Raw genomic sequence first — 23,260 nt, 5'->3', positions numbered from 1 at the left:
CCTTTTTTACAGGTTCTGACAGCGTTGTGCGGGCAGCCTTAAAGAAATGGGAATCTTGCATGTTTAGTTTTTATACATCAATAATGATCATATGCTGGATGACACTGGCAGTACTGTGCATCCTGATCAATAAAAATGAACATATTCAGCCTGATGCCAAAAAGCTCCTCTATGCGACCTATATCATACTGGCAATTGCGGCTATGGCAGAGTGGTGCGGCGTGCAGCTGGACGGCAGGACTGATATGCCCATCTGGATGCTGAAAGTGGCCAAGTGCGCCGATTATATCTTTACCCCCATGGCAGGGGGCGCTCTTGTGGTGCAGATACAGCTGAGGAATCATTGGCAAAAGGCTGTAGTAGTGATCATCCTGATCAATACGATCTTTCAGCTCATCGCAGTCCCTGGTGGCTGGATGCTCCTGGTGGATGAGAATCATCACTATATTCACGGACCTATGTTCAGGTTCTATTTCTTGGTATGTTTCACGGTATATGCTGTGATCATTGCACAGTTTACCTTGTATGGCATGTCCTACAGGAAACAAAACAGGGTATCTCTGTATACCATCATGGCCATAGTCATGCTGGGCATCATCATGCAGGAGCTGGGTGACAATGTCAGGACCGAATATCTGGGCATGACCATTGGTGCAGCTCTCCTCTTCATACACTATTCCGAATTCTCGCAGATGAATGTGGACAATTATATAGAAGAACAGCAGCGTATCCTTCTGACAGATGCCATGACGGGAGCTATGAGCAGATATGCGTATTCAAGGGATCTGAGCTCCTTGTCTGAGCACGGCTCTGTGCCTGATGATCTCCTGGTATATTCTGTGGATGTCAATGGCCTCAAGCAGATCAATGACAGTTTGGGACATAAAGGCGGAGACGAAGTGATCATCCAGGCGGCAAGGTGTATACAGAGCGTATTTGGCGATGCCAGATGTTACAGAGTAGGCGGCGATGAGTTTGTAGTAGTAGCCAGGGGGCATGGCGAAGATACCGCCAAGGGACTGCTGGATAAGCTGCATGCAGAATCGGCTAAATGGACAGGTTCCGGAGGACAGAAGCTGACCATGGCAGTGGGCTATGCCATCTCAGGTGACAACAAGGGCCTCAATGCAGAGGGGCTGGTACGAAAGGCCGACCTTGCAATGTACGCCGCCAAGTCAGAATACTACAGAAAGACGGGCAATGACCGCCGTAAGCGCGACTACTTTGCAGAAAGCAAGGGCATCGGTTCCGCACATAATTGAGAATTATAATAGCGCTGCTGCATATGAGGAAAATACTTATGCAGCAGCGCTTATAAATTACTAAAATTAGTGAACATTTGAAGCAAAATTACGCTTCCATATATATGCGGTAGACAGTATACTTATTATGTAAAAAAACACACATATGACATAATGTCAGAATACATCCATGTATACATGACATAGAAGTGCATCTATCTACCCACTATTAAGGAGCGGTTATGTCTGATCGGAATGATCTTCATTACGATGCGTTTATCAGCTACAGACATAATGAGTTTGACAGCTTTGTAGCTGAGAATCTGCACAGGAAGCTTGAGAATTTCAGGCTCCCCAAATCTGTTATTCCCAAAGTGTTAAATGGCAAAAAGAAAATAGAAAGAGTCTTTCGCGATGTGGATGAGCTGCCCCTGTCCGACAATCTCTCAGATCCCATCAGCAAGGCTCTCCTTAACTCTGACTACCTGATCACCATATGTACGCCCAGGTACCCGGAGTCTCGCTGGTGCATGAAGGAGATCGAGGTTTTTTTGCAGAGTCATCCCAGGGACCATATTCTGGTGGTGCTGGCTGAGGATGAGCCTGCAGCTTCTTTTCCGGAGATCCTCTGCTACGACGAAGTGGAGACTAGAGGTGATGATGGCAGGATAGTCAGGGTGAGGCGGGAGATAGAGCCCCTGGCAGCTGATGTGAGAGGAGAGAGCAAAAGGGAAGTATTAAAGGCCATGGACACAGCTGTGATGAGGCTCTGCGCAGCCATATTCGGGCTGAATTATGATGACCTCAGGCAGCGCCACAGAGAGCAGAGGATGAGGAGGCTGACTGCCATATTTGGAAGTATTGGAGCCGCAGTCCTTGCTTTTGCCATCTTTGCCACAGTGATGCTGGTGAAGATCAGCAGGCAGAATGTGACCATCAGCAGGCAGTATGATGAGCTGCAAAACAGTTATGCATCCTCAATGGCTATAGCCTCCGATCATCTCTATGAGGATGGGCGGAGAAAAGATGCTGCATATGCAGTGAGAAATGTCCTGCCATCTGACATAGAGAGCGGCTATAATGCCGAAGCTGTCAAAGCTCTTTATAAAGATATGGGAATATACAAGCTCTCAAGGGACTACGCCCCAGCATGCAGCTATGATGCGGATTCCTGGCTATATTATTTCTGCGTATCCCCGGACAGGGAGCATGTGCTTATAAAGGCAGGCCAAAAGGCATATCTCTGCGACGGAGAAAGTGGAGAAGTCATTGATATCATTTCTGCCCACTCAGATAGTATAGACTGCGCCTTTGCTTCTAATGAGCTCATAGTATATACAGACGGCGAGGAGAGTGCCACATATGATATAGGGACCGGTGAGAAAGAAGAAATAGAGCTTCCCGAGTTTTCCAGCTTTTATTGTCCCGATGAGGGAGAATGCCTTATAGCATATGGGACTGATAGCAGGCTCTGCCGTATAGGTGGGAACGGAGAGACAGTATTTGAAACGGATCTGAGCAAGCATTTTCAGACGGACAGCCATGCGCTTACTGCTATTGTCTTTGATGGAGAGCGCATGGCTGCCAGCTTTCAGGGAGATGGCGAGCATAATATCCTGATCATAGATGGAAGTGACGGGACGGTGACAGGTATCTATGCAGATAGGGACGATTCAGAGCCTATAGCCTATCTTAAGGGTGATATCCTCTATACAGCTTCTACTATACATGATATGGAAAATGGAGGCATGACTGCTCATATCACTGCCACAGACCTGTCTGATAACAGGCAGCTCTGGGAGTTTGACGCAGATGATATAGATGTAACAGGCGGAGAATTTGTAGACGCAGGAGACCAGCTCTTTTTCCGCGGGGCTCAGGACGTACTGGTGATAGATCAGCTTAAGGGAGAGCTCTTAAAACTCTGGTCCTATAATCAGGTGATCATAGAGTGCTGGGCGGCAAACGAGGAGCTGTATATACTCACAGCTGACGGAGCGATATATGCCTGCGACAGCTATATGCAGGGTGAGTATACGGACTCCTGGTATGCGGCAGCACCTGCTGAGAAGGTCACTGACGCGGAGTATCTGGGCGGCGACCTCTACTGCATATATAATGAAGCCTCTTATGCGGTGAGATATTCGGCTGACATCAGCCCTCTGGCAGAGGCTGCAGATGGTGAGTATGAATGGGCAATGGCAGATGAGCGCCTGCCTGAGGATGTCTTTACAGACAGTGATAGCTACGATGTGGATCTCAGGCTGGTGGACCGTGTGTATTATTCTGATGATGGCAGCAATATCCTGGTGATATGCACAGATCATACACTGCGTATCCTTGATGCTGCCACCGGTGCATCTATATCCTCCTATGACACCTGGCTGGAGATGGCAGACAGCTTTCGCTATAGCAGTGTCACAGGCAGCTATATCATAAGCGGCGACGCGGGCGGCAGAAGTCTGTCCTATATCCTTGACAGTGATATGAAGATCATATGTGAGTGCGCCTATATAGTATGCGATGAAGAAGGCAAGTTTATAATGATGGATCCTGATCTGAATTATTACAGTATGCCCTTTGTAGATATAGCAGGTCTACAGAGCATGGCAGATGATTATCTGGGAGATCATGAGCCGTCTTTTGGAGTAAAGCAAAAATACGGACTTAATTAGTTGATAAATGAGTCAGAAGGTGCTGTATTTGAAGGCGCCGGCATCTACTCTGACAGAGATATAAAGGGGAGAGGGTCTATATGAGCAATCTGATGATCATACTAATCGCAGCTGCTGTATTTCTGGCACTGATCATATGGTTTACTGTGGACACCAGGCATGTGAAAAAGTGGACCGGGATATCCTTTCTGATAGCCATAGGAGGCGGCCTTATCATCTACGGCTCCATAGATGCCGACCAGTTCAGGGATATGCCTGTAATAGCGGTGCTGCGCACGGTGGTACATGTGGGCCGTATGTTTGGCAATGCGGGAGATGGCGCTCATGATTCCTTTGTTGGCGTTGTGGGTGACAATATCTTTACATCGGTTTTTTACTGGCTGGTGCATTTCTTTGCATACTATTCTGTGGTCAGTGCATTGGTACTGGCTATAGGAAAGGATATAGTCAGGGGCTTTCGCACCTGGCTCCTGCGATTCCGTGATATAGAGCTGATATATGGCATAGATGACAATACCATAGGGCTGGGAGCCTCCCTTATAGCCGGCAGGCGTGTATCTCTGGTATTTGTAGGTAAGGGGCAGATATCGGACAGCTTTGTGAGTCGCACAGGAGCCCTTGTATATGATGACCCGGATGCCATGGGAGCGACGCCTGCTTTTCTAAAGAGGCTATCTGTCAGGGCAGGTACCGGCAGGATCAGGGTCAGTGCCATTTCTGATGATGATGAAGCTAATTATAGCTATGCTGCCGGGATGTTGGGGAGCCTTGAGGAAACAGGTATAGCTTCTGATAACACTGAGCTGGTGCTCTTTGCCAGATCAGCTATGCTGGGGGCGGAGCTTCAGGCAGCTCCTGACCATTATGGATATGGTGATGTCAGGGTATACAAGAGGGAAGAGCTATCAGCAAGGCTCCTGACTCGCAGCTATCCTCTCTCTGATACCGTGGCCTTTGATGATAAGGGCAGAGCCTTGGGAGATGTGGATATCCTGATGGTGGGCTTTGGCAATATAGGACAGGAGATACTCAGAAGGCTTGTGGCCTCCGGGCAGTTTGAGGGGAGCTCGTTTCATGTACGGATCTTTGACCCTGCATGCGAGAGGACGGACGGCTTCTTTCGCAGCCGCTACCCGGGACTGATAAACGCTTATGATATAGAATTTGAAGCTGCAGACGGCAGGAGCAGGAAGCTGACAGAATATATCAGGCAGCATGCAGATAGTCTTAGCCTGATAACTGTAGCTGTGGGAAGTCCTGACCTTAGCAGGGATATCAGCTACGGCATAATAGACGTGCTGGAGAGCTGCGGCGCAGACCTCCCTGTATATCAGTGCTACAGTGACAGGATAGTCCGTAATCACAGAAGAGATATATGTGTGACTACGGGAGTCTATGACAAGGACATCATCTATGGCAATCATCTGGATGCCCTGGCCAAAGAGATCAACCATTACTACTACGGTGAAGGCTCTGTAGATGAGCAGTGGAAGAGCTGCGATTATTTCAGCCGCATGAGCTGCAGTGCCAGTGCCGATTATCTATCCTGCCTCTTTAAGCGCCTGGGGCTTGATAGTAATAGCCTTGGCAGTATAGATGGCGAGCTTATGGAGAATCTGGCAAAGTCAGAGCATCTGCGCTGGATGGCTTTTCATTATTCCATGGGCTATCAGGCTATGAGTAATGAAGAGAGGCAGGAGAGGGCTGAGAGATACAAAGAGGATCATAGCGTACGCATTTGCAAGGATACTGTAAATAAGCGCCATGCCTGCCTGATCCCCTGGGATGAGCTGGATGCACTCTCTGAATATGAGAATGCCCTGACAGGCAAGAATATTGATTACAAGCAAATGGACAGGGAGAATATCAAGGCGGTAGCTGCCATCATAAGCCGGATGATGGAGTGACGGGAGTCACGAAAGAGTCATGAGAACCTTGTGACCGAGAATGCATTTGAGGCTACATGCACAGACTGATAGGCAGTGGCTTGATCTTATAAGCCGCTGTCTATCAGTTTTTTGTTTTGACCTGATCTGAAACGTAGACGGCGGAACGCACAAATATGGATGAAGTGGCAGCTTCTGCCCAGTCCAGCATAGAGATAAGCCGTGCCTGCGAAGAGGATATGGCTACTACCCAAAATATCCTTGATGAGATCCTGGATATCAGTAGGAGTAAATGAGCTCTTGGAACAGGATTATGACCTCTAATTCTCTGTTATTGCAGTATATTTATTAAAAGTATATTATTATAATGCATATGTATATAAAGAAGCTGTTGCACCTGCTGATGATGCAATAGCTTCTTTTATGAGTGAATGCGATCATGGAGTGCCGCCCCCGCCGCAAAATGGCTCTGGTGCTGGATTTTTTACATGTTTTTTACTTTCTTTTAATTTTACTTCACAGTGGAAAAGTAATAAAATGTAACTGTTTAGATGCAGTGGCGCAGTTATGCATTATATAGATGTTACTGCTTGATCACAGCTATGCGTTTATGCACTAAAAATGATATTTTGGTTGTTAATTTGATATATTTCTCATAGTAATAATATTAAGATAAGTAATCTTCTAAGTATATCTACAGCTACAGTCACAGGCATGATAAAGGGAGAATTCATCTGTAATGAAGAAACTGGTAGAAATAAGGGATGTATGCAAGGTGTATAACCCGGGGGAAAATGAGGTCAGGGCTCTGGATCATGTGAGTCTGATCATCGGCGAGGGCGAGTTTGTAGCCATCATCGGCCAGTCAGGCTCGGGCAAGTCTACACTTATGAATATGCTTGGATGTCTTGATACCCCTACAAGTGGTAAATATTTCCTGCATGGGCAGGATGTGTCTCATATGACTGACGATGAGCAGTCGGATGTGCGAAATAGAGAGATTGGCTTTATCTTTCAGGGCTTTAATCTGATACCGTCTCTTACAGCTCTGGAAAATGTGGAGCTGCCGCTGATATACAGGGGAGTGGGCAAAAAAGAAAGGGACAAGCTCTCAAAAAAAGCCCTTGCCAGTGTGGGACTGGCTAATCGTATGGACCACAAGCCCAGCGAGATGTCCGGTGGTCAGCAGCAGAGAGTGGCTATAGCAAGAGCTATAGCTCAGGCACCGCCTATACTACTGGCAGACGAGCCCACGGGTAACCTGGATTCAGGATCCAGCAAGGAGATCATAAACATTATCAAGAGGCTCTACCGGGAGGGGCGCACAGTCATTATCATCACCCACGATCCCGGTATTGCCAGACAGGCGAGGAGAATCATCACCATATCAGACGGGCGCATCGTAAGCGATATCATGAACCCGGATTATCAGCAGAGCAGCTAGAAAATCAGATACATATGACTATTCTAATGAACTGAGCATGATCACGACATAAGCGGAGGACTATATGGAAGGGAAAGACACAATCGTAAACAAGAGCAGCAATAATGAAAAAGAAGCTAGCATAAACCAGAGCGCAAATAAAGAAAAAGAAACAACTAAGGATCAGACTATCAATACCCAAAAAGCTGATACACAATCAGCACAGGTGACAAATAATGAGAACACTGCACCTGTTTATGAAGATTATGAGGCGGATGAGATAGCACCAAAGCCCAAAAAGAAGTTCAAGAAAAGATATATAGTGCTGGGACTGGCTGTGCTGGTCGGGGGCTATATGGTATGGTCCGGGATAAGGGGACCAAAGCAGCAGATCATAGAAGTGGAGACCCAGGCGGCAGCTTTGGGATCAATTGAGAATATCCTGTCGGTGTCAGGTACAGTACGAAGTGCCGAGTCAAAGAGCTATTTTTCTGATGTGACTGCTCCCATAGCAGAGGTGAATGTCAAAGTGGGAGATAAGATAGCAGCGGGGGAGATCCTCTACAGCTATGACACTGACGCGCTGAACCTGAGCAAGCAGACTGCAGAGCTGGCTATCAAGCAGGCTGAGAGTGGTTACAAGGCTATCTATGACAAGAGCCCCACAGTAACAGAGGAGCTCAGATATGGACAGGGTATGACAGCAGCCCAGATACAGGACAGGCTGGATGCCATAGATGTGGAGATAGAGAATATACAGCATCTCAAAGAGGAAAAGCAAAACAGGATCCAGCAGACCTTAAACGATCTGGACAAGGTCCTGATGGATTATAACGAAAACGGCGTCAGTGACAGCGCAGAAGGCTATCGTGCCACCGATAGAAAGGACGATGACGGAGAGGAGCTTTATCTCCAGACTCAGGAAGCCAAAATAGATGTGGCTTATGCCAAGACCAATGACCCTGAGATCATAGCATGGGATAGACAGATCGAAGATCTAAGTGACGAAAAAGCGCACCTGACATCTGCCAAGTCAGCTCAGGGAAGCACTTATGTCAATCCTGACAATGCAGCTTCCACCAAGGCTCAGATGGAATCCACCACTTTGAATCAGGAAGATACAATAGCAAAGCTTGAGAAGGCAATGGAAGGTGTTAAGGCAGATTTCAATGCTGTAGTGACAGGAGTGGATATAGTGGAAGGCGGTACTGTGACTGCAGGCGGAAGGACTATTACCCTGGAGAGTACAGACAATGTGGAAGTATCCGTGCAGATATCCAAAAGTGACCTCCCCAAGATAGCGCTTGGGCAGCAGGTAGATATCACTATCGGAGGCAAGGAATATAGTGGAAGCATATCCAAGATCTCCGGCACAGCTACCAAGAATACCAACGGCGTGGCTGTAGTAGATACCACTATCACCATCTCCAACCCTGACTCTGATATCATCCTGGGGATCGAAGCAAGTAATAAGATACATGCCCAGAAGGCTGATAATACACTTGTACTGCCCTATGAATATGTACAGACAGATTCCGAGGGCGATTATGTACTCATAGTGGATAACGGTCTTGTAAAGAGAAAAAATGTGACAATAGGAATAGCATCCAGTACCCAGGCTCAGATCATAGACGGACTGGAAGTAGGGGATGAGATCATCACAGGTAACTATGATGAGCTTGCAGAGGGTACTGCAGTACAGATAAAGGAAGAAACAAGCAGTGAGGATATGAATCAATAAATACCATATGATACAAGTCAGGATACTATGGGACAATTCGGCGAATATATTAAAAATGCAATTAAACATATAATCGGTAATGGCTACAGGACTCTTATGACCATGCTGGGTATCGTTATAGGTATTGCGGCTGTTATAGCTGTAGTGGCCCTGGGAAATGGCATGTCTTCTTTTGTGACCAGTCAGCTCAATGATATAGCAGGTAATTATGGTCAGATATATGTGGACGGCAGCAAGTCCTCCCAGACGCTTTCACGTGACGATATTGAGATGCTGGAGGCTGCTCTGCCTGATATAGATGGTATATCTCCCGGTATAAGTGCCTATGGCAAGGTATCTGCCAAAAGAGATACGTACAACGCTAATGTTGTAGGCGTCTCACAGATATATGAGAATGCCATGAGTAACGGTATCAAAATGGGACAGTATTTTACCAGGCAGCAGGTGGACAGTGCCCAGAGGGTATGTGTCATGCTCCAGGATGATGCCAAAAAGATCTTTGGTACAGAAAATGCCATTGGCATGGAGCTGGATATAACAGTATGGGGCAAGACTGCTAGCTATAAGGTAGTAGGCATCAGGGAAAATATGAATGAGATGTACTCTTTTCTCATGGAAGGCCAGGACTATTATGCCAATATTGAGATTCCCTACACAGCTCTTGGCGCAGACTTTGATTACAATGTGGATAACATGGGGACGCTCCTTCTTTTTGCAGACCAGTCTATTCTCTCTGACAGGGTGGAAGAGGCCAAGAATCTCCTTCTGAATGCCCACGGGCTTAGGGGCACCAATGCCATCACCGCATACAGTATGGCGGATATATCCGAGCAGCTGGATAGTATACTGGGCTATGCCACAGACTTTTTGCTCCTGGTATCTGTGATATCACTGGTGGTAGGGGGCATAGGCGTAATGAACATCATGCTGGTATCTGTTGCAGAAAGGACCAGGGAAATAGGTATCAGAAAGTCAATTGGTGCAAGGACAGGAGCCATCATGGCGCAGTTCCTTGCAGAGGCGGCTATACTGACCTTGCTGGGAGGCATAGTGGGAATTATCCTGGGAATAGTCATGGCATTTTTTATCTGCAGCGCCATAGGCTTTGATGTGATCATCACTCCCGTATCGGTAGTTGGAGCAGCCCTTTTCTCCATACTCATAGGACTCTTCTTTGGACTGTATCCAGCCAGAAAGGCTGCCAGGATGAAGCCGATAGATGCGCTAAGACTATAGGGCGGGGTATATATAGTCAGGATACAAGGTAGAAGATGATGCATTACTGGTGAGCAAATAGCAATAACGGAGCATATCAATGTATATTGAATATATAAAAAGTGCTATATCCAGCATACGTAATAATAAGGGACGATCCTTTCTGACCATGCTGGGTATCATAATCGGTATATCAGCTGTGCTGACTGTCCTGATCATAGGTGATGGTATGAAGGCTACGGTCAATGGCGAGATGGATTCCATTGGAGCTACTACAATCTCGGTCTCCCTGGATACCACAAAGACCGAAAAGACCTTTAGTAAGGAAGAACTGGACATTATAGAGTCAAATATCAGTGACATTATGGGCATATCGCCGGAACTACAGTTTGGCGGCTATTTTGTGGCGGGGCAAAAAGAGTATGACGCCTTCGTTACAGGCTCTACGCCTGCTCCTGAGCTATCCGGCTCTGTGACTATGGAGCACGGCAGATTTCTGACTAAGGCAGATGTGGATGATGGCAAAGGCGTGATAGTGCTGAGCCAGTCAGCAGCCAATATCATATTCGGTTATGAGGATGCAGTGGGAAGGACCGTGACCCTGGATTCATACGGTGAAGAGACAGAGCTTACTGTAATAGGCATACGCAAGGACAATTCCATGGATACTGCCTATGCCAGTTACGGGGATGAACCTACTCTCATGGCATCCATACCCTATACTACTATGGCGGATGCCTACGGCTTTAGCCTGGATGAATTTGTAGACAGCTTCTCTATTTATCTGGACAGCGAGGACAAAGACAAGGTGCTGGCCCAGACCCGTGCGGTAGTTGAGAATGTTACGGGACTTAGGGGGGAGAATGCTGTAAAGGTATCATCGGGCTACGGCTTTGATCAGACTACTGATACTATACTGAGCATCATCACGGCGGTAGTAGCTATCATCGCTGCAATATCGCTTCTGGTGGGAGGCATCGGTGTCATGAATATCATGACTGTGTCAGTTACCGAGAGGACCAGGGAGATAGGCATCAGGAAATCTTTGGGTGCCAGGACATCCTCCATACTCACACAGTTTTTGGCAGAGGCTTCCATACTCACATTTACAGGGGGAATCATAGGCATTATCCTGGGGCTGACCCTGTCTTATACCATATGCACACTTATTGATTTTGAATTTGTAGTCAATCCGCTACTGGTGGCGGTGGTGGTAGTCATCTCCACGTCCATCGGACTCTTCTTTGGTATCTATCCTGCCAGGAGAGCGGCAAGGCTGGATCCCATCGAGGCGCTGCGTACAGAGTGATCAGGCTGCATCATCATATTGCTAATAGAAAAGGGTTACTAATAAGGGTTACAAATTTAGGGGGAAAACAAAAATGGATAATTTTGACTACGCAAAGCTGTCAGATTGCAGCTTCTACGAGGAGAACAGGCAAAAGGCCCATTCTGACCATGTATGCTTTGCAAACAGACAGGAAATGGCTCTGGGTGTTAGCAGCTACAGATACAGCCTGGACGGGGTATGGAAATTCTCTTATGCAAGGAGTATAGGGGAAGCAGTTGAAGGCTTTTGGAGGCTGGATCATGACTGCCACGGCTGGGACAGCATCAGGGTACCTTCTCACATCCAGATGGAGGGCTATGGGAATCCGCAGTATGTGAATATTCAGTATCCATGGGACGGTCATGAGAATGTGGAGCCGGGAGCCATACCGCAGCTATTTAATCCTGTGGCAAGTTATGTAAAATATTTTAACCTTCCTGAAAATATGAAGGACAAGAGAGTGTTCATATCCTTCCAGGGAGCTGAGAGCTGCGTCATAGTATGGCTCAACGGTTCATATGTGGGATATAGCGAGAACAGCTTTGATCCTGCGGAATTTGAGCTCACACCATACCTTCTGGAAGGTGAAAATAAGCTCTCTGTCAGGGTCATCAGATTCTGCAGCGGCAGCTGGACTGAGGACCAGGACTTCTTTCGCTTCTCAGGGCTATACAGGTCGGTGTATCTTTATGCCTGTCCCAAGGTCCATCTAAGGGATATTACTGTGAGGACTGCCTATGACTCTGCCCGGGGCAGTGCCAGGGTCAGCATACTCAGCTCCCTCCAGGCAGCTATCCCCTGCAGGATAAAATACAGCCTGAAATATCACGGAGAGCTTGCAGCCAGTCAGGTCATGGATATAGAAGAGATAATAGGAGATGAGCAGGAAGTAAGCAGCGTTTTGGAGCTGTCAGATCCTGCCCTTTGGAGTGCTGAGAAGCCTGAGCTCTATGACTTATTCATAGATATCGAAGATATGGACGCCGCGATCCTGGAGTGCAGCAGGATAAATGTGGGCATCAGGAGCTTTGAGATCAAAGACGGTATCATGCAGCTAAATTGTAAGAGGATCGTGTTCAAAGGAGCCAACAGGCACGATTTTAGCGCTCTCAGAGGCAGGGCTATCAGCGCTGATGAGGTGGAGCAGGATATCATCAACATGAAGCGCAATAATATCAATGCTATCAGGACCAGTCACTATCCTGACATCTCCTACCTCTATGACCTCTGCGACCGCTACGGTCTCTATCTCATCGCAGAGAATAATATGGAGAGCCACGGCGCCATGGATATGGCAGCAAAGAATGGAATAGGCGACCCCTTTAAAGTGCCCGGAGACAGGCAGGACTGGAAGGCACTGATGCTGGACAGGGTAGATTCCTGCTATCACAGGGACAAGAATCATCCATCTATCCTGATATGGTCCATAGGCAATGAGTCATCAGGCGGCCTAATTCCTTATGAGATGAGCAGGCGCTTTAAAGAGCTGGATCCTGCAAGGCCTGTACACTATGAAGGTATCAGCTCTGACAGGAGATATAATGATACCAGTGATATAGAGAGCAGGATGTATACCCACGCAGATGAGATAGAGAAATATCTGACGAGGCACAGGGACAAGCCCTATATCTGTTGCGAATATACCCATGCCATGGGCAATTCCTGTGGTGCTATGGACAAGTATACACAGCTGGCATACAGGGATGAGCTCTACCAGGGCGGTTTTATCTGGGATTATATCGACCAGGCTATTACTGTCAAAGACAGGTATGGCAGGGAGTACGAGGGCTACGGCGGAGACTTTGGAGACAGGCCCTGCGACTATGATTTCTCAGGAAACGGGATTGCCTTTAGTGCAGACAGGAAGTCCTCTCCCAAGATGCAGGCTGTTAAATACAATTATAGAAATATAGAAATAGAAATTAATTGTGACAAGAATGATAAGGCTGCCCTGACAGCCCTTGTCAGAAACAGGAATCTCTTTACTTCCACAGGAGAGTACGACTGCATAGTCATCCTGGAAAAGGAAGGAAGAGAAATAGAAAAAGTAAATATGGATACAGACATTGCGCCCTTTGAAGAAAAAAAGTTCAGCCTCCCTCTAAGGCTCCCTGAGGATATATCTGTCTACAATATGGGAGAATATACTGTCACAGTATCCTTCAGGTTAAAAGAGGATACAAGCTGGGCAAAGAGGGGTCACGAGGTATCCTTTGGCCAGGCAGCGTTTTCACTCTATCCCGCAGCTGACAGGAGAGATGCTATAGGAAGGGCTCTTGATATGAGCGGACGCTACAGCCCTGACCTGCAGCATTCATACGCCGGCAACGAACTGATATACAGCTGCGGAGCAGATGATGATAATCTCACCCTGGCACCTATGGAGATCGTAAAAGGCGCCTTTAACCTGGGCGTCAGGGGAAGGGACTTTGAGGTGCTCTTTAATCATCAGTACGGAGGCCTTAGTTCCTACAGATATGCAGGAGTAGAGCTATTTGACAAAATGCCGGGTGTCAATTTCTGGAGGCCTGCTGTTCAGAATGATACAGGTAACAGGATGCCCCAGAGATATGGACAGTGGAAGCTGGCAGGAAGCTACGCGGCATATGATCAGCCAAAAGGATATTTCCCCAAGATCAGGGAAGATGATCACAAGGTGGAGGTGACATATGCATACGTATTGCCATCATCCCCTGAGGGAAGAGTGGAAGTAACCTATACGGTATATGCAGATGGCACTATCAGAGTAAGGGAGAGTATGAAAGCAAACAAAGCCCTGCCTGATATGCCTGAGTATGGCATGATACTCAGGATGCCTGCGGATTATGATAATATCTCCTGGTATGGTCTGGGACCCGATGAATGCTACGCAGACAGGATGCAGGGGGCAAGACTTGGTATATACAGCCAGAAGGTCAGGGACGCCTTTGCGCCATATCTGGTCCCTCAGGAAAGCGGCAACAAGATGGGAGTACGCTGGGCCAGAGTGACAGATAAGAGGGGACGGGGCCTCATGCTGGCAGGAGATGCCATGAACGTGTCAGCGCTGCCCTGGTCACCTGAAGAGATCGATGCTGCAGGCCATCCCTATGAACTGCCGCCTATCCATCATACATGGATCCGCTGCGCTGCCGCCCAGATGGGAGTAGGCGGAGATGACAGCTGGGGCAGCAGGGTACATGATGAATTTCTCCTCCCGAAGGGGCGTGACATGACCTTCGAATTTGCCTTCAGAGGAATATAAAGGTGTGCGGCAAACTGTTACTCGCTGATATTGCTTAGTACGGCGTGGCTGCAGAAGTTATTTTCCACGTTCGCGGTACTTCAAATGGCGTTTTACTAAATTCTTCATTGCAGCCTTTTAATAATGCGCTGCACTCGAAAAAACTCGCCGGGGCAGGGGAAGGGAAGATACTAGTCTTCAATGGTCATTAAGCTCGCTTTGCGACCTTAATTAAAGAGAATATAATACCACTCTTTCAGGCAAGCCTGAGAGTGGCATTACATTCTCTTTATTTGCCGGCAAGCCGTCAAATGACCATTGAATGGGCTTGATCTCACTCCCTGCCCTGCTCAGACAGTTTTCTCGTGGGCGCTAAAAGGCTGCTTATGAAGAATAAGTAAAACTGCCATTTGAAGTAAATGCTCACTTTGTAAAATAGCCTCCTGCAGCCACGCCTGCTGTCAATATTTGGTAGCGAGTAAGCAGCCATGCAGGGCACGTGATCAATATGAACAGTTGACAATGCAGTTTAAAGAGAGTAAAGTGTACTAGCTGATTAAATAAAATGATAAATATCCTAAGGTCGCTGTTAAATGTGTGATCAAGGGTTCGACAGTTCGTTTGCACCATCCTGTCGTTAAACAAAACCAGGGCTGATTAGAAATACTATGTCTATTCTGATTGCTCTGCGTAAATGTGCGCAGAGCAATTTTTGTATTATAACGTTTGCATTATTTCTAACCTGTCCCGTACTATTTATAGAAAGAGGTTAGAGTAATGAATTTATTTTTGGGAATCCTGCAGCTTATTGTATGCTTTTCGGGAGTAGTAGTTCTTGAGAAGCTCTTTGGTAAATATGGTCTTTATGGCTGGATGGCTCTTGCAGTTGTTTTTGCCAACATCCAGGTGTCCAAGCAGATCGATATCGCCGGTGTGTCCATGGGTATGGGCAATGTAATGTTTGCTTCCACCTATCTTGCAACAGATATCCTTAATGAGAAATATGGTTATAAGTCAGGCAAGAATGCTGTCAAGCTCTCAGCTGCGGCACTGATTGCCTATATTCTTTTTGCCCGCTTCACAGCGCTCTTTGTGCCTAACGAATACGACGTGGTGGATGCAGGCATGCAGACTCTCTTTGCTATGTCCATCAGGATCACTACTGCTTCCGGAGTGATGTTCCTCCTCTCTAACTGGTGCGACGTGCTCCTCTATCAGAAGCTCAAGTTAAGGACAGGCGGCAAATATATGTGGTTTAGAAATAACGTATCTACCATTCTTTGCAACTGTTCTGAGAACTTTGGCTTTACCATCATGGCTTTTGCAGGGACCTTTCCCCTTAGCTATTGCCTGGAGGCAGCTATAGCAGGCTCTGTTATCGAGATGATCATCGCTGTATCAGATACTCCCTTCCTCTATCTGGCCAAGGCCTCTAAGGGCAGAAGCGGTATCCTCCTTGAAAAGGATGATGAAGAGGCAGAAGACGGCCTTGAAAATGTAGCCTGAGCATGAGGTAATATATGATACACGATCTTGTAAGATATCAGCTTGATAATAAGAGCTCATTAAAGAGAGAAAATGTACTACTGGTATCTCTGGGCTGCTCCTGGGGGAAATGCGCATTCTGCGATTACCAGGAGGATAAGTCATCTTCAGTCCTGGCCTGTGATACAGTAAATAAAAAGGTCCTGGAAGAGGTCAAGGGGACAAGTGCAGGAGTGAAATGTCTTGACGTGACCTGCTCGGCATCCTATACAGAGCTTCCCTTTACCACGCTCTGTTATATCAGGGAGACCTGCAAAATGAGAGGTATCACCAGTGTGATCCTGGAAGGCCACTATATCTATAGAGAGAGCAATCACTTTTTTGTAGACTTCTTCGGACAATATGGTATAGATGTGATCTTTAGATGCGGCGTGGAGACCTTTGATGAGCATATCAGAGAGGACGTCCTTCGTAAGGGCCTCCCTCATGTGACACCCGGGGATCTGGCAAAGTATTACAGCTGGATCAATCTGATCTATGGCATGGAAGGTCAGAGCATGGAACAGCTAAGGGCTGATATAGCCATAGGCCTTGAGCATTTTGACAGGATCAATCTGAGCATATATACATCAGTAGCAGGTGGACCGGCAAGAGACGAAGCAGCTATCAGGGCTTTCTATGATAGCGAGCTCTACCGGGAGCTTATGGAGAATCCTGCAGTTGATATTTTTGACGAATGGGATGAGAATAACGGTCACAACGTAGGCCACGATATAAAGGAGCGAGAGAAAAAGATATGAATAGTAATAACATTAAACGGCTTACTCAGGGCGCAATGGTCGCAGCCCTCTATGTGATACTGACCTGGCTGGCCAATATAATGGGCCTTGCCAACGGAGCTATACAGGTCAGATTCTCCGAAGCTCTCTGCATCCTGCCTGTATTCACACCTGCAGCTATCCCCGGGCTCTTCGTGGGATGCCTCATTTCCAACATCATAAATGCATGTGCCATCTGGGATATTATCTTTGGCAGCCTTGCTACTCTCGTTGGAGCTATTGGTACCTACTATCTTAGAAAGACCAGGTTTATCTTTACACTGCCTCCCGTTATCGCTAATATGCTGGTAGTACCTGTGGTACTGATCTATGCTTATGGAGCAGAGGATGCGTATTGGTTCCTGGTGGTAACAGTGGGTATCGGAGAGATCATCAGTATCTGCATCCTGGGATATATACTTAAGAAAGTCCTTGACAGGCGCGGGAAAGCAATCTTTAATCCCTGATCTGTCACAGGGGTTAAGAACTTTTCGGGTAGTCTGGTTTTGTTGTTGGAGTGGGTGAATTCACGGTATAATGATTACAGGAAAAGCTGATTTTTATATGGATATCTTGTTCATACAGATTCTGTTCATCGAAAATGAAAGAGAGGAATTGTTATGAAGGGTAGACAGACGATTGTAATCAACAAGACAATGACACTTGAAGATGTGCTTAAGTTCATGGAGGAGCACTGGGACAGGGAGAACATGTCCGAGTTTGGAACCAGGAGAAAGAGCAGCGGAGAACTCGAGTATGTCGTGCTTCCGGCTACGGAGAACTGGGATATTATCATCTACCCCAAGGCAGCAGGAGGTCTTTTCAATAAAGAGAACAAGCTTGTCCTGTCAGCAGCCAGATCTTTACACGCCATCGATCCGTCAAAAGTTAATTACGCCAGATTTTTCAGGGATAAGGACACCTTTGACAGGATCAAGGACTCAAAAGAGGCCATCGATCTCAACAAAGAGATGATGGGCCCCTGCGAGGATGCACTCCAGGAATACACCGGTTTTATGAAAAAGCTTCTGGAAGAAGCAGGGTATCTTAAATAAAACAGGTGAGTTTCGTAATCGCTGGTTATCCGTTCAAGAAAGATTTTGTTTAGTTGCATAAACTATTTTTACAGCAAATGCCGGGCTTTTCGAAGCTCGGTTTTTGTGTTTCGCAGACATTTCATAGACAGCCCCACTCTTTATTTTTGTCGGTAAGCCGGCAAATGTATATTCCCTTTGCCCTGCGAGCCGGATTCATGATCATATTAACGCGAAGGGCAATACACCAATACACCAATATACCAATACAAATATTTTAAGGGGGTGGCAAAAGGGCGGGCTTATACCGATAAAAGACTATATGGCACTATGGATCATTATGTGCCGGCGGGATGGGATCGCGCCGGCATGAAAGGATGTTATGGATACTATTGTTACCGGTAATACTGCGTATTGGACAAAAGAGCTCCTTAGGGATGCCTTTGGTGACGGCAACCTGGTGGTCTGTGGCAGGGATGTTAATGATGCCAAGAGTGAGAATATCAAATGGTTTCGGGCAGAGAGTTCTGATGAGAGGTTTGGGGAACTCTTTTCAACGTACTCATTTGAAAGGGCGGTCTATATTTCTGACTTTGTCACTTACCAGGGTGAGAGGGGCAATGAAGCGGAGCAGCTCAGGGATTTTTTGAAGCTCTGCATTGGCTCTGATATCAAACAGTTTGTCTATGTGGGATCTGACCTGGTTTTGGACAGGGAAAAGAGGGGCAAGGATATTATCCTTGGGACTTCTGAAGAGCTGATCTCATATTATGGCAGCAAGTCTGATATTGAGATGAAGATCATATATATTCCTTTTCTTGCCAGCGGCAGAGTGAAGAGGGATTTCTGGTTTAAAGTCTTTAACTCACTGGAGATGGAGGGTGAGTTTACTTTTCCGTGCCTTGAGGATTCCGTGGGACATTTTATTGAGATGTCCGATCTGGCAGATTTTCTTTACAGGCTATTTGATAAATGGGATAGCGCAGATAGGTCTGTGATCCTGGAGGCCAATGCCCATACCAGCTTTAAGAAGGTCAGTGAATTTATTACGGATAAATATCCAAAGGCCAGGGTCACATATAAGGATAATTCTGAGCATATCACTGACATAGAAGAGAGCGATACAGCCAGGAAAAAGTACGCCTGGTTTGCCAAGGTGGATGTTCTGGATAATCTTGATGAGCATTATGAGGAGTACAGATCCCTGAATCTGGTAAAGCCTGACCTGAAGGAGAAGATCAGGTCAAAGCTCCACTTAAAGAGCAGGAGCATGATGCTCATAGAGCTGGTACTGGGCGCAGCACTCACGGAGTTTTTGGTCCGTATATCTACCAATACTGTCCAATTCAGAATGGTGGACTACAGGCTGCTCTTTGTAGTGGTCATGGCCAGCGTATATGGTACCAATATGGGTATCTTATCAGCTGTGATCGAATGCCTGTCCCTGATATATGCCTATTATCAAAATGGTACAAATGCCATTCTCCTATTCTATGATCCCGGTAACTGGCTGCCCTTTATTCTCCTTTTGATAGCGGGAGCGGTGTGCGGATATGCGAGGCAAAAGAAGGATGAAGAGCTGGATATTATCAGAAAACAAAATGAGAGCCTGACAGACAGGGTGGATTTTATCACTCAGCTCTATAACGAGGCTATGGATTACAAGAACCGCTACAAGAAGGACCTGATCGGCAGCAGAGATGGCTTTGGCAGGATCTTTGATGTGGTCAAAAGGCTCAGTACCACTGTACCTGAGCGTATTTTTGCTGAGTCCATTCCTGTACTTGAGGATATCCTGGATAACAGGTTTGTCGCTATCTATACCATCAATGATGGCAACGCCAGGTTTGCAAGGCTGGAGGTGTGCTCCGGCAAGCTGGGCGGGAAGCTTCGAAAATCCATTAGCCTTGATGATTACGGAGAGGTGCTGGATACTATCAGGACAGGTGAAGTCTGGTTTAACAGGGCCATGGAGGAGAATAAGCCTTCATATGTGGCAGGCATAATCAATGAGGGCAATGTGTCTGTACTGGTCATGATCTATAATGCCAGGTTCAATCAGACGGGTACCTATTATGTCAATCTCATCAAGATCCTTACAGGCCTGATGGAGAACTTTATAGTCAAAGCCTGGGAGTATGAGAAGGCTATCACCAGAGATATCTATATAGAAGGAACCAATATTGTTAATGACAGATACTTTGTAGATCAGCTGACCATAGTCCATGATCTGGCAGAGAACCAGAGGACCAGCTTTAGGCTCTTCAAGATAGAGAGCGAGGGCAGGAGTGTCAGCGAGATGGACGAGCTTCTATCTACCAGGGTCAGAAATAATGACCTGATAGGACTGGGAGAAGATGGCAACATCTATCTTCTGGCAGCACAGGCTGATGCCGAGAGCCAGAGTATCATCCTGGACAGATTTGAGAAGCTGGGTCTTAAGATAAAGGTTGTAGATGGAATAGGAGTCTAGATCATATGAGCCTTGGAATTGATATTCTGATCATCCATTTGCTTATAGTGGCCATATTCCTCTTGTTGTCATATCTGAAAGTCTTGAAGATAGAGAAGGAGATGATGGTCATAGTGCTGTTCATACCTCTTTTTGGGGCATTGTGCGCTCTTATGATCCACTTCATCATTGTGACCGGGGAAAGCGGCAAGGCCGGTGGAGACCTGGAAGCCATGAGCAGCCCCGATGCTGACCAGAACAGGATTCCCATGCCGGAAGCGGAAGGGAGCCTGGTGGTACCCCTGGAAGATGCCCTTATCATGGATGATGCCAGTACCAGGCGTTCTGTGATCATGGACGTACTTATGTCAGATACGGGCAAGTATACCCATATACTGAATCAGGCCAGGATGAACGAAGATGCGGAAGTAGTGCATTATGCCACAACGGCCATGGCTGAGCTGTCAAAGGAATACGAGCTGGGCCTGCAGGAATACAGCATCAGATATGCTGAGGCTCCTGATGATATAGAGCTCATAGGAGAGTATATAGCTTATCTTGGCCGCTTTTTGGAAAGCGGTACAGGACAGGGCCAGGCCCTGGAGATACAGAGGAATATCTATCATCAGCTCCTGGCCAGAAAGATAGACCTGGCACCTGCTTACGAAGATTATATGGCGCTGGTGGGAAGCTATCTGGGAGCAGGAGAATACTCAGCTGCAGACCAGGTGCTTGGCCGTATGGAAAAAGCTTATGGCATGGATGAAGAAATATGGATCCTCAGATTCAGATATTATTACCAGACCAGATCTGTAAGATCCATAAATGAAATGATAGACAAGGCATTATCCTCTGGAGAGTTTATCAGCAGCCGTATGCGAGAGATCATAGATTTTTGGCATAGAGACCGTGAAATGGAGCAGAGATGAAGAAAAGGTTCCGGGTAATTATACGTATTCTCATATGCATGATAGTGATCATGGGACTGCTTCTGGTGGAGAGAATGGGCATCAGGTACGATGTGAAAAGGAGCAGTATAGAGCTACTGCCTGTGTCTGCTGCTATCAGAAATAAGCCCCTGCAGGAAGAAAAGACCTGCCTGTTTATCACGGATTCTTCTGAGACCAACAGTATCGAAGCCAGGCTTCAGTTTGAGCAGATCCTTATTGACATGAGGGTGTCCTATGATGAAGTGGATGTAGTGGCAGACGAGATCCCTGATTTTGCAGCTTATAAGACAGTGCTGGTAGGATGCGTCAACCTCTCGCCTATAGGTGATAAGATACTGGACCTCACAAGCTATGTATATAAGGGCGGCAGGGTCATGTTTGGCCTGCCTATGGAAAAGGATACCACTCTTGATGTTATCGCCAGCAAGCTGGGGATAATAGAGCATTCCTACAGCTTTCATGATGTTGCGGATTTTAAGTCTTCGCCTGATTTTATGCTGGGCTGGCAGAGAGTGTACAGGATAGACGACTCCTATGAATCCTCCATGGAGGTAGCCTTATCATCCTCCTGCAAAGTCTATGCGTCCACTGCAGATGACAGTGTGCCTCTTATATGGAGCAGTGATTATGGTGAGGGACGATTTGTAGTATGCAACTTTGGCTATTGCGAGAAGTCCTACCGAGGAATATATGCCTCTGCTTATTCACTGCTGGAGGATGTGTGCGTATATCCTGTGATCAATGCGGCAGACTTTTATCTGGATGATTTTCCTTCACCTGTACCCTCAGGCAATTCGGAATATATCATGAGGGATTACAGGATGGATACCGCCGAATTCTACTCCTATGTATGGTGGCCGGATGTCTTGAAGATTGCCGGAGAGCACGGCTTTCCTCTTACCGGAGTGGTCATAGAGACCTATGAAGATGATACCTCTGAAGATATAAAGAGTAATGGCAGTACTGCGGATTTTTATTATTTTGGAAATATGCTCCTAAACAGGGGCGGCGAGATAGGCTATCACGGCTACAATCATCAGCCTCTGTGCGGACCGGATTATGAATATCTATATGACGAAGGCTACAAGGTCTGGGAAAGCGCTGAAGCAATGAAGAAGGCCATGGAGGAAGTGACCCGATTTGTGGGGAGCCTGTATCTGTCCCAGGAAGCATGCGTATATGTGCCTCCGTCCAATGTATTGTCTGAGGAAGGCAGGCAGCTTATTGTCAGCTCTTTTCCGGGGATCAGGACCATAGCCAGTATCTATTTGCCCGGCGAAAATTCTTATCCTCAGGAATATGAAGTAAAAGAAGACGGAATGGTAGAAGCTCCCAGGATCATATCAGGCTGCGAGATCGGTGATTACATGATGATGACCGCCTTTTCCGAGCTGAATATGCATTTTGTCAGCTCACACTTTATGCATCCCGATGACCTTCTGGATGAGGACAGAGGTGCAGCCATAGGCTGGGAGACATTAAAAGAAGGCTATAACGGATATATGGACTACCTGGATGAAGTAGTCCCTGATATCAGGAAGGTGACAGGCAGAGGCTTTGCCGGAGCTGTCCAGAGATACAGTAATCTGTGTGTTGAAAAGGAAGATGATGATGAGGGCTGCAGCGTGCATCTGGACGGCCTTATAGATGATGCCTATATGATCGTCAGGATCAATAAGGGCGTATCTGCAGGTATAAAGGGAGCGGAAGTAGTGCAGCTGGCTGGTAACCTCTACCTGATCAGGGTAAAGGATGAGAATGTCAGGATCAATACTAAAAGGTAAGTG

At 46.8% G+C, this 23,260-nt stretch carries 15 protein-coding genes; all 15 read left to right on the top strand.

Annotated features, from left to right (window positions below):
* Window positions 1-83 precede the first annotated feature (83 nt).
* The 15 genes from G636_RS0102820 to G636_RS0102740 all read left to right on the top strand — a co-directional run bounded on the left by G636_RS0102820 (window position 84) and on the right by G636_RS0102740 (window position 23,257).
* Window positions 84-1,262: a GGDEF domain-containing protein gene (locus tag G636_RS0102820; protein ID WP_196803019.1), complete on the top strand. Its 1,179-nt coding sequence runs from the start codon at window positions 84-86 to the stop codon at window positions 1,260-1,262.
* Between the two features lie 221 nt (window positions 1,263-1,483).
* Window positions 1,484-3,916 carry a toll/interleukin-1 receptor domain-containing protein gene (locus G636_RS0102815; RefSeq protein ID WP_026506785.1) on the top strand — a complete coding sequence of 811 codons (2,433 nt, stop codon included), beginning with the start codon at window positions 1,484-1,486 and terminating at the stop codon, window positions 3,914-3,916.
* A gap of 80 nt (window positions 3,917-3,996) precedes the next feature.
* Window positions 3,997-5,823, top strand: a complete 1,827-nt coding sequence (locus tag G636_RS0102805; protein WP_026506784.1) for a hypothetical protein — start codon at window positions 3,997-3,999, stop codon at window positions 5,821-5,823.
* 718 nt (window positions 5,824-6,541) lie between these two features.
* Window positions 6,542-7,246, top strand: a complete 705-nt coding sequence (locus G636_RS0102795; RefSeq protein ID WP_026506783.1) for an ABC transporter ATP-binding protein — start codon at window positions 6,542-6,544, stop codon at window positions 7,244-7,246.
* A 64-nt stretch (window positions 7,247-7,310) separates the two neighbouring features.
* Complete coding sequence (locus G636_RS0102790; RefSeq protein ID WP_026506782.1) at window positions 7,311-8,966, top strand: efflux RND transporter periplasmic adaptor subunit; 1,656 nt, start codon at window positions 7,311-7,313, stop codon at window positions 8,964-8,966.
* A gap of 27 nt (window positions 8,967-8,993) precedes the next feature.
* Entirely contained in the window at window positions 8,994-10,202 is a 1,209-nt protein-coding gene (locus tag G636_RS0102785) for an ABC transporter permease (protein ID WP_026506781.1), read from the top strand.
* A gap of 79 nt (window positions 10,203-10,281) precedes the next feature.
* Entirely contained in the window at window positions 10,282-11,490 is a 1,209-nt protein-coding gene (locus tag G636_RS0102780) for an ABC transporter permease (RefSeq protein ID WP_035778623.1), read from the top strand.
* A 73-nt stretch (window positions 11,491-11,563) separates the two neighbouring features.
* Window positions 11,564-14,755, top strand: a complete 3,192-nt coding sequence (locus G636_RS0102775; protein ID WP_026506779.1) for a glycoside hydrolase family 2 TIM barrel-domain containing protein — start codon at window positions 11,564-11,566, stop codon at window positions 14,753-14,755.
* A gap of 756 nt (window positions 14,756-15,511) precedes the next feature.
* Entirely contained in the window at window positions 15,512-16,240 is a 729-nt protein-coding gene (locus G636_RS0102770) for a queuosine precursor transporter (RefSeq protein ID WP_026506778.1), read from the top strand.
* Between the two features lie 14 nt (window positions 16,241-16,254).
* Window positions 16,255-17,019: a hypothetical protein gene (locus G636_RS0102765; RefSeq protein WP_026506777.1), complete on the top strand. Its 765-nt coding sequence runs from the start codon at window positions 16,255-16,257 to the stop codon at window positions 17,017-17,019.
* Entirely contained in the window at window positions 17,016-17,504 is a 489-nt protein-coding gene (locus G636_RS0102760; RefSeq protein WP_026506776.1) for a QueT transporter family protein, read from the top strand. The genes G636_RS0102765 and G636_RS0102760 overlap by 4 nt, the downstream gene beginning before the upstream one ends.
* A gap of 153 nt (window positions 17,505-17,657) precedes the next feature.
* Window positions 17,658-18,092, top strand: a complete 435-nt coding sequence (locus tag G636_RS0102755; RefSeq protein WP_026495089.1) for a hypothetical protein — start codon at window positions 17,658-17,660, stop codon at window positions 18,090-18,092.
* Window positions 18,093-18,453: 361 nt separating this feature from the next.
* The gene (locus G636_RS0102750; RefSeq protein ID WP_026506775.1) at window positions 18,454-20,544 is read left to right on the top strand and encodes a DUF4118 domain-containing protein; all 2,091 of its coding nucleotides are present in this window, start codon (window positions 18,454-18,456) and stop codon (window positions 20,542-20,544) included.
* 5 nt (window positions 20,545-20,549) lie between these two features.
* Entirely contained in the window at window positions 20,550-21,452 is a 903-nt protein-coding gene (locus tag G636_RS0102745; protein ID WP_026506774.1) for a hypothetical protein, read from the top strand.
* Complete coding sequence (locus tag G636_RS0102740; protein ID WP_026506773.1) at window positions 21,449-23,257, top strand: DUF2194 domain-containing protein; 1,809 nt, start codon at window positions 21,449-21,451, stop codon at window positions 23,255-23,257. The genes G636_RS0102745 and G636_RS0102740 overlap by 4 nt, the downstream gene beginning before the upstream one ends.
* Window positions 23,258-23,260: the final 3 nt, after the last annotated feature.

Source organism: Butyrivibrio sp. MC2013, from assembly GCF_000424585.1.
In the GTDB taxonomy this organism is placed as follows: Bacteria; Bacillota; Clostridia; order Lachnospirales; family Lachnospiraceae; genus Butyrivibrio.
This window is presented reverse-complemented; position numbering and strand designations above follow the sequence as displayed.

Bases quoted from the DNA above. Each gene is read 5' to 3' on its own strand.
- G636_RS0102745 (WP_026506774.1), top strand. From the start codon at position 20,550: ATGAGCCTTGGAATTGATATTCTGATCATCCATTTGCTTATAGTGGCC.
- G636_RS0102765 (WP_026506777.1), top strand. From the start codon at position 16,255: ATGATACACGATCTTGTAAGATATCAGCTTGATAATAAGAGCTCATTA.
- G636_RS0102815 (WP_026506785.1), top strand. From the start codon at position 1,484: ATGTCTGATCGGAATGATCTTCATTACGATGCGTTTATCAGCTACAGA.
- G636_RS0102820 (WP_196803019.1), top strand. From the start codon at position 84: ATGATCATATGCTGGATGACACTGGCAGTACTGTGCATCCTGATCAAT.
- G636_RS0102760 (WP_026506776.1), top strand. From the start codon at position 17,016: ATGAATAGTAATAACATTAAACGGCTTACTCAGGGCGCAATGGTCGCA.
- G636_RS0102780 (WP_035778623.1), top strand. From the start codon at position 10,282: ATGTATATTGAATATATAAAAAGTGCTATATCCAGCATACGTAATAAT.
- G636_RS0102805 (WP_026506784.1), top strand. From the start codon at position 3,997: ATGAGCAATCTGATGATCATACTAATCGCAGCTGCTGTATTTCTGGCA.
- G636_RS0102785 (WP_026506781.1), top strand. From the start codon at position 8,994: ATGGGACAATTCGGCGAATATATTAAAAATGCAATTAAACATATAATC.
- G636_RS0102790 (WP_026506782.1), top strand. From the start codon at position 7,311: ATGGAAGGGAAAGACACAATCGTAAACAAGAGCAGCAATAATGAAAAA.
- G636_RS0102775 (WP_026506779.1), top strand. From the start codon at position 11,564: ATGGATAATTTTGACTACGCAAAGCTGTCAGATTGCAGCTTCTACGAG.
- G636_RS0102770 (WP_026506778.1), top strand. From the start codon at position 15,512: ATGAATTTATTTTTGGGAATCCTGCAGCTTATTGTATGCTTTTCGGGA.
- G636_RS0102755 (WP_026495089.1), top strand. From the start codon at position 17,658: ATGAAGGGTAGACAGACGATTGTAATCAACAAGACAATGACACTTGAA.
- G636_RS0102795 (WP_026506783.1), top strand. From the start codon at position 6,542: ATGAAGAAACTGGTAGAAATAAGGGATGTATGCAAGGTGTATAACCCG.
- G636_RS0102740 (WP_026506773.1), top strand. From the start codon at position 21,449: ATGAAGAAAAGGTTCCGGGTAATTATACGTATTCTCATATGCATGATA.
- G636_RS0102750 (WP_026506775.1), top strand. From the start codon at position 18,454: ATGGATACTATTGTTACCGGTAATACTGCGTATTGGACAAAAGAGCTC.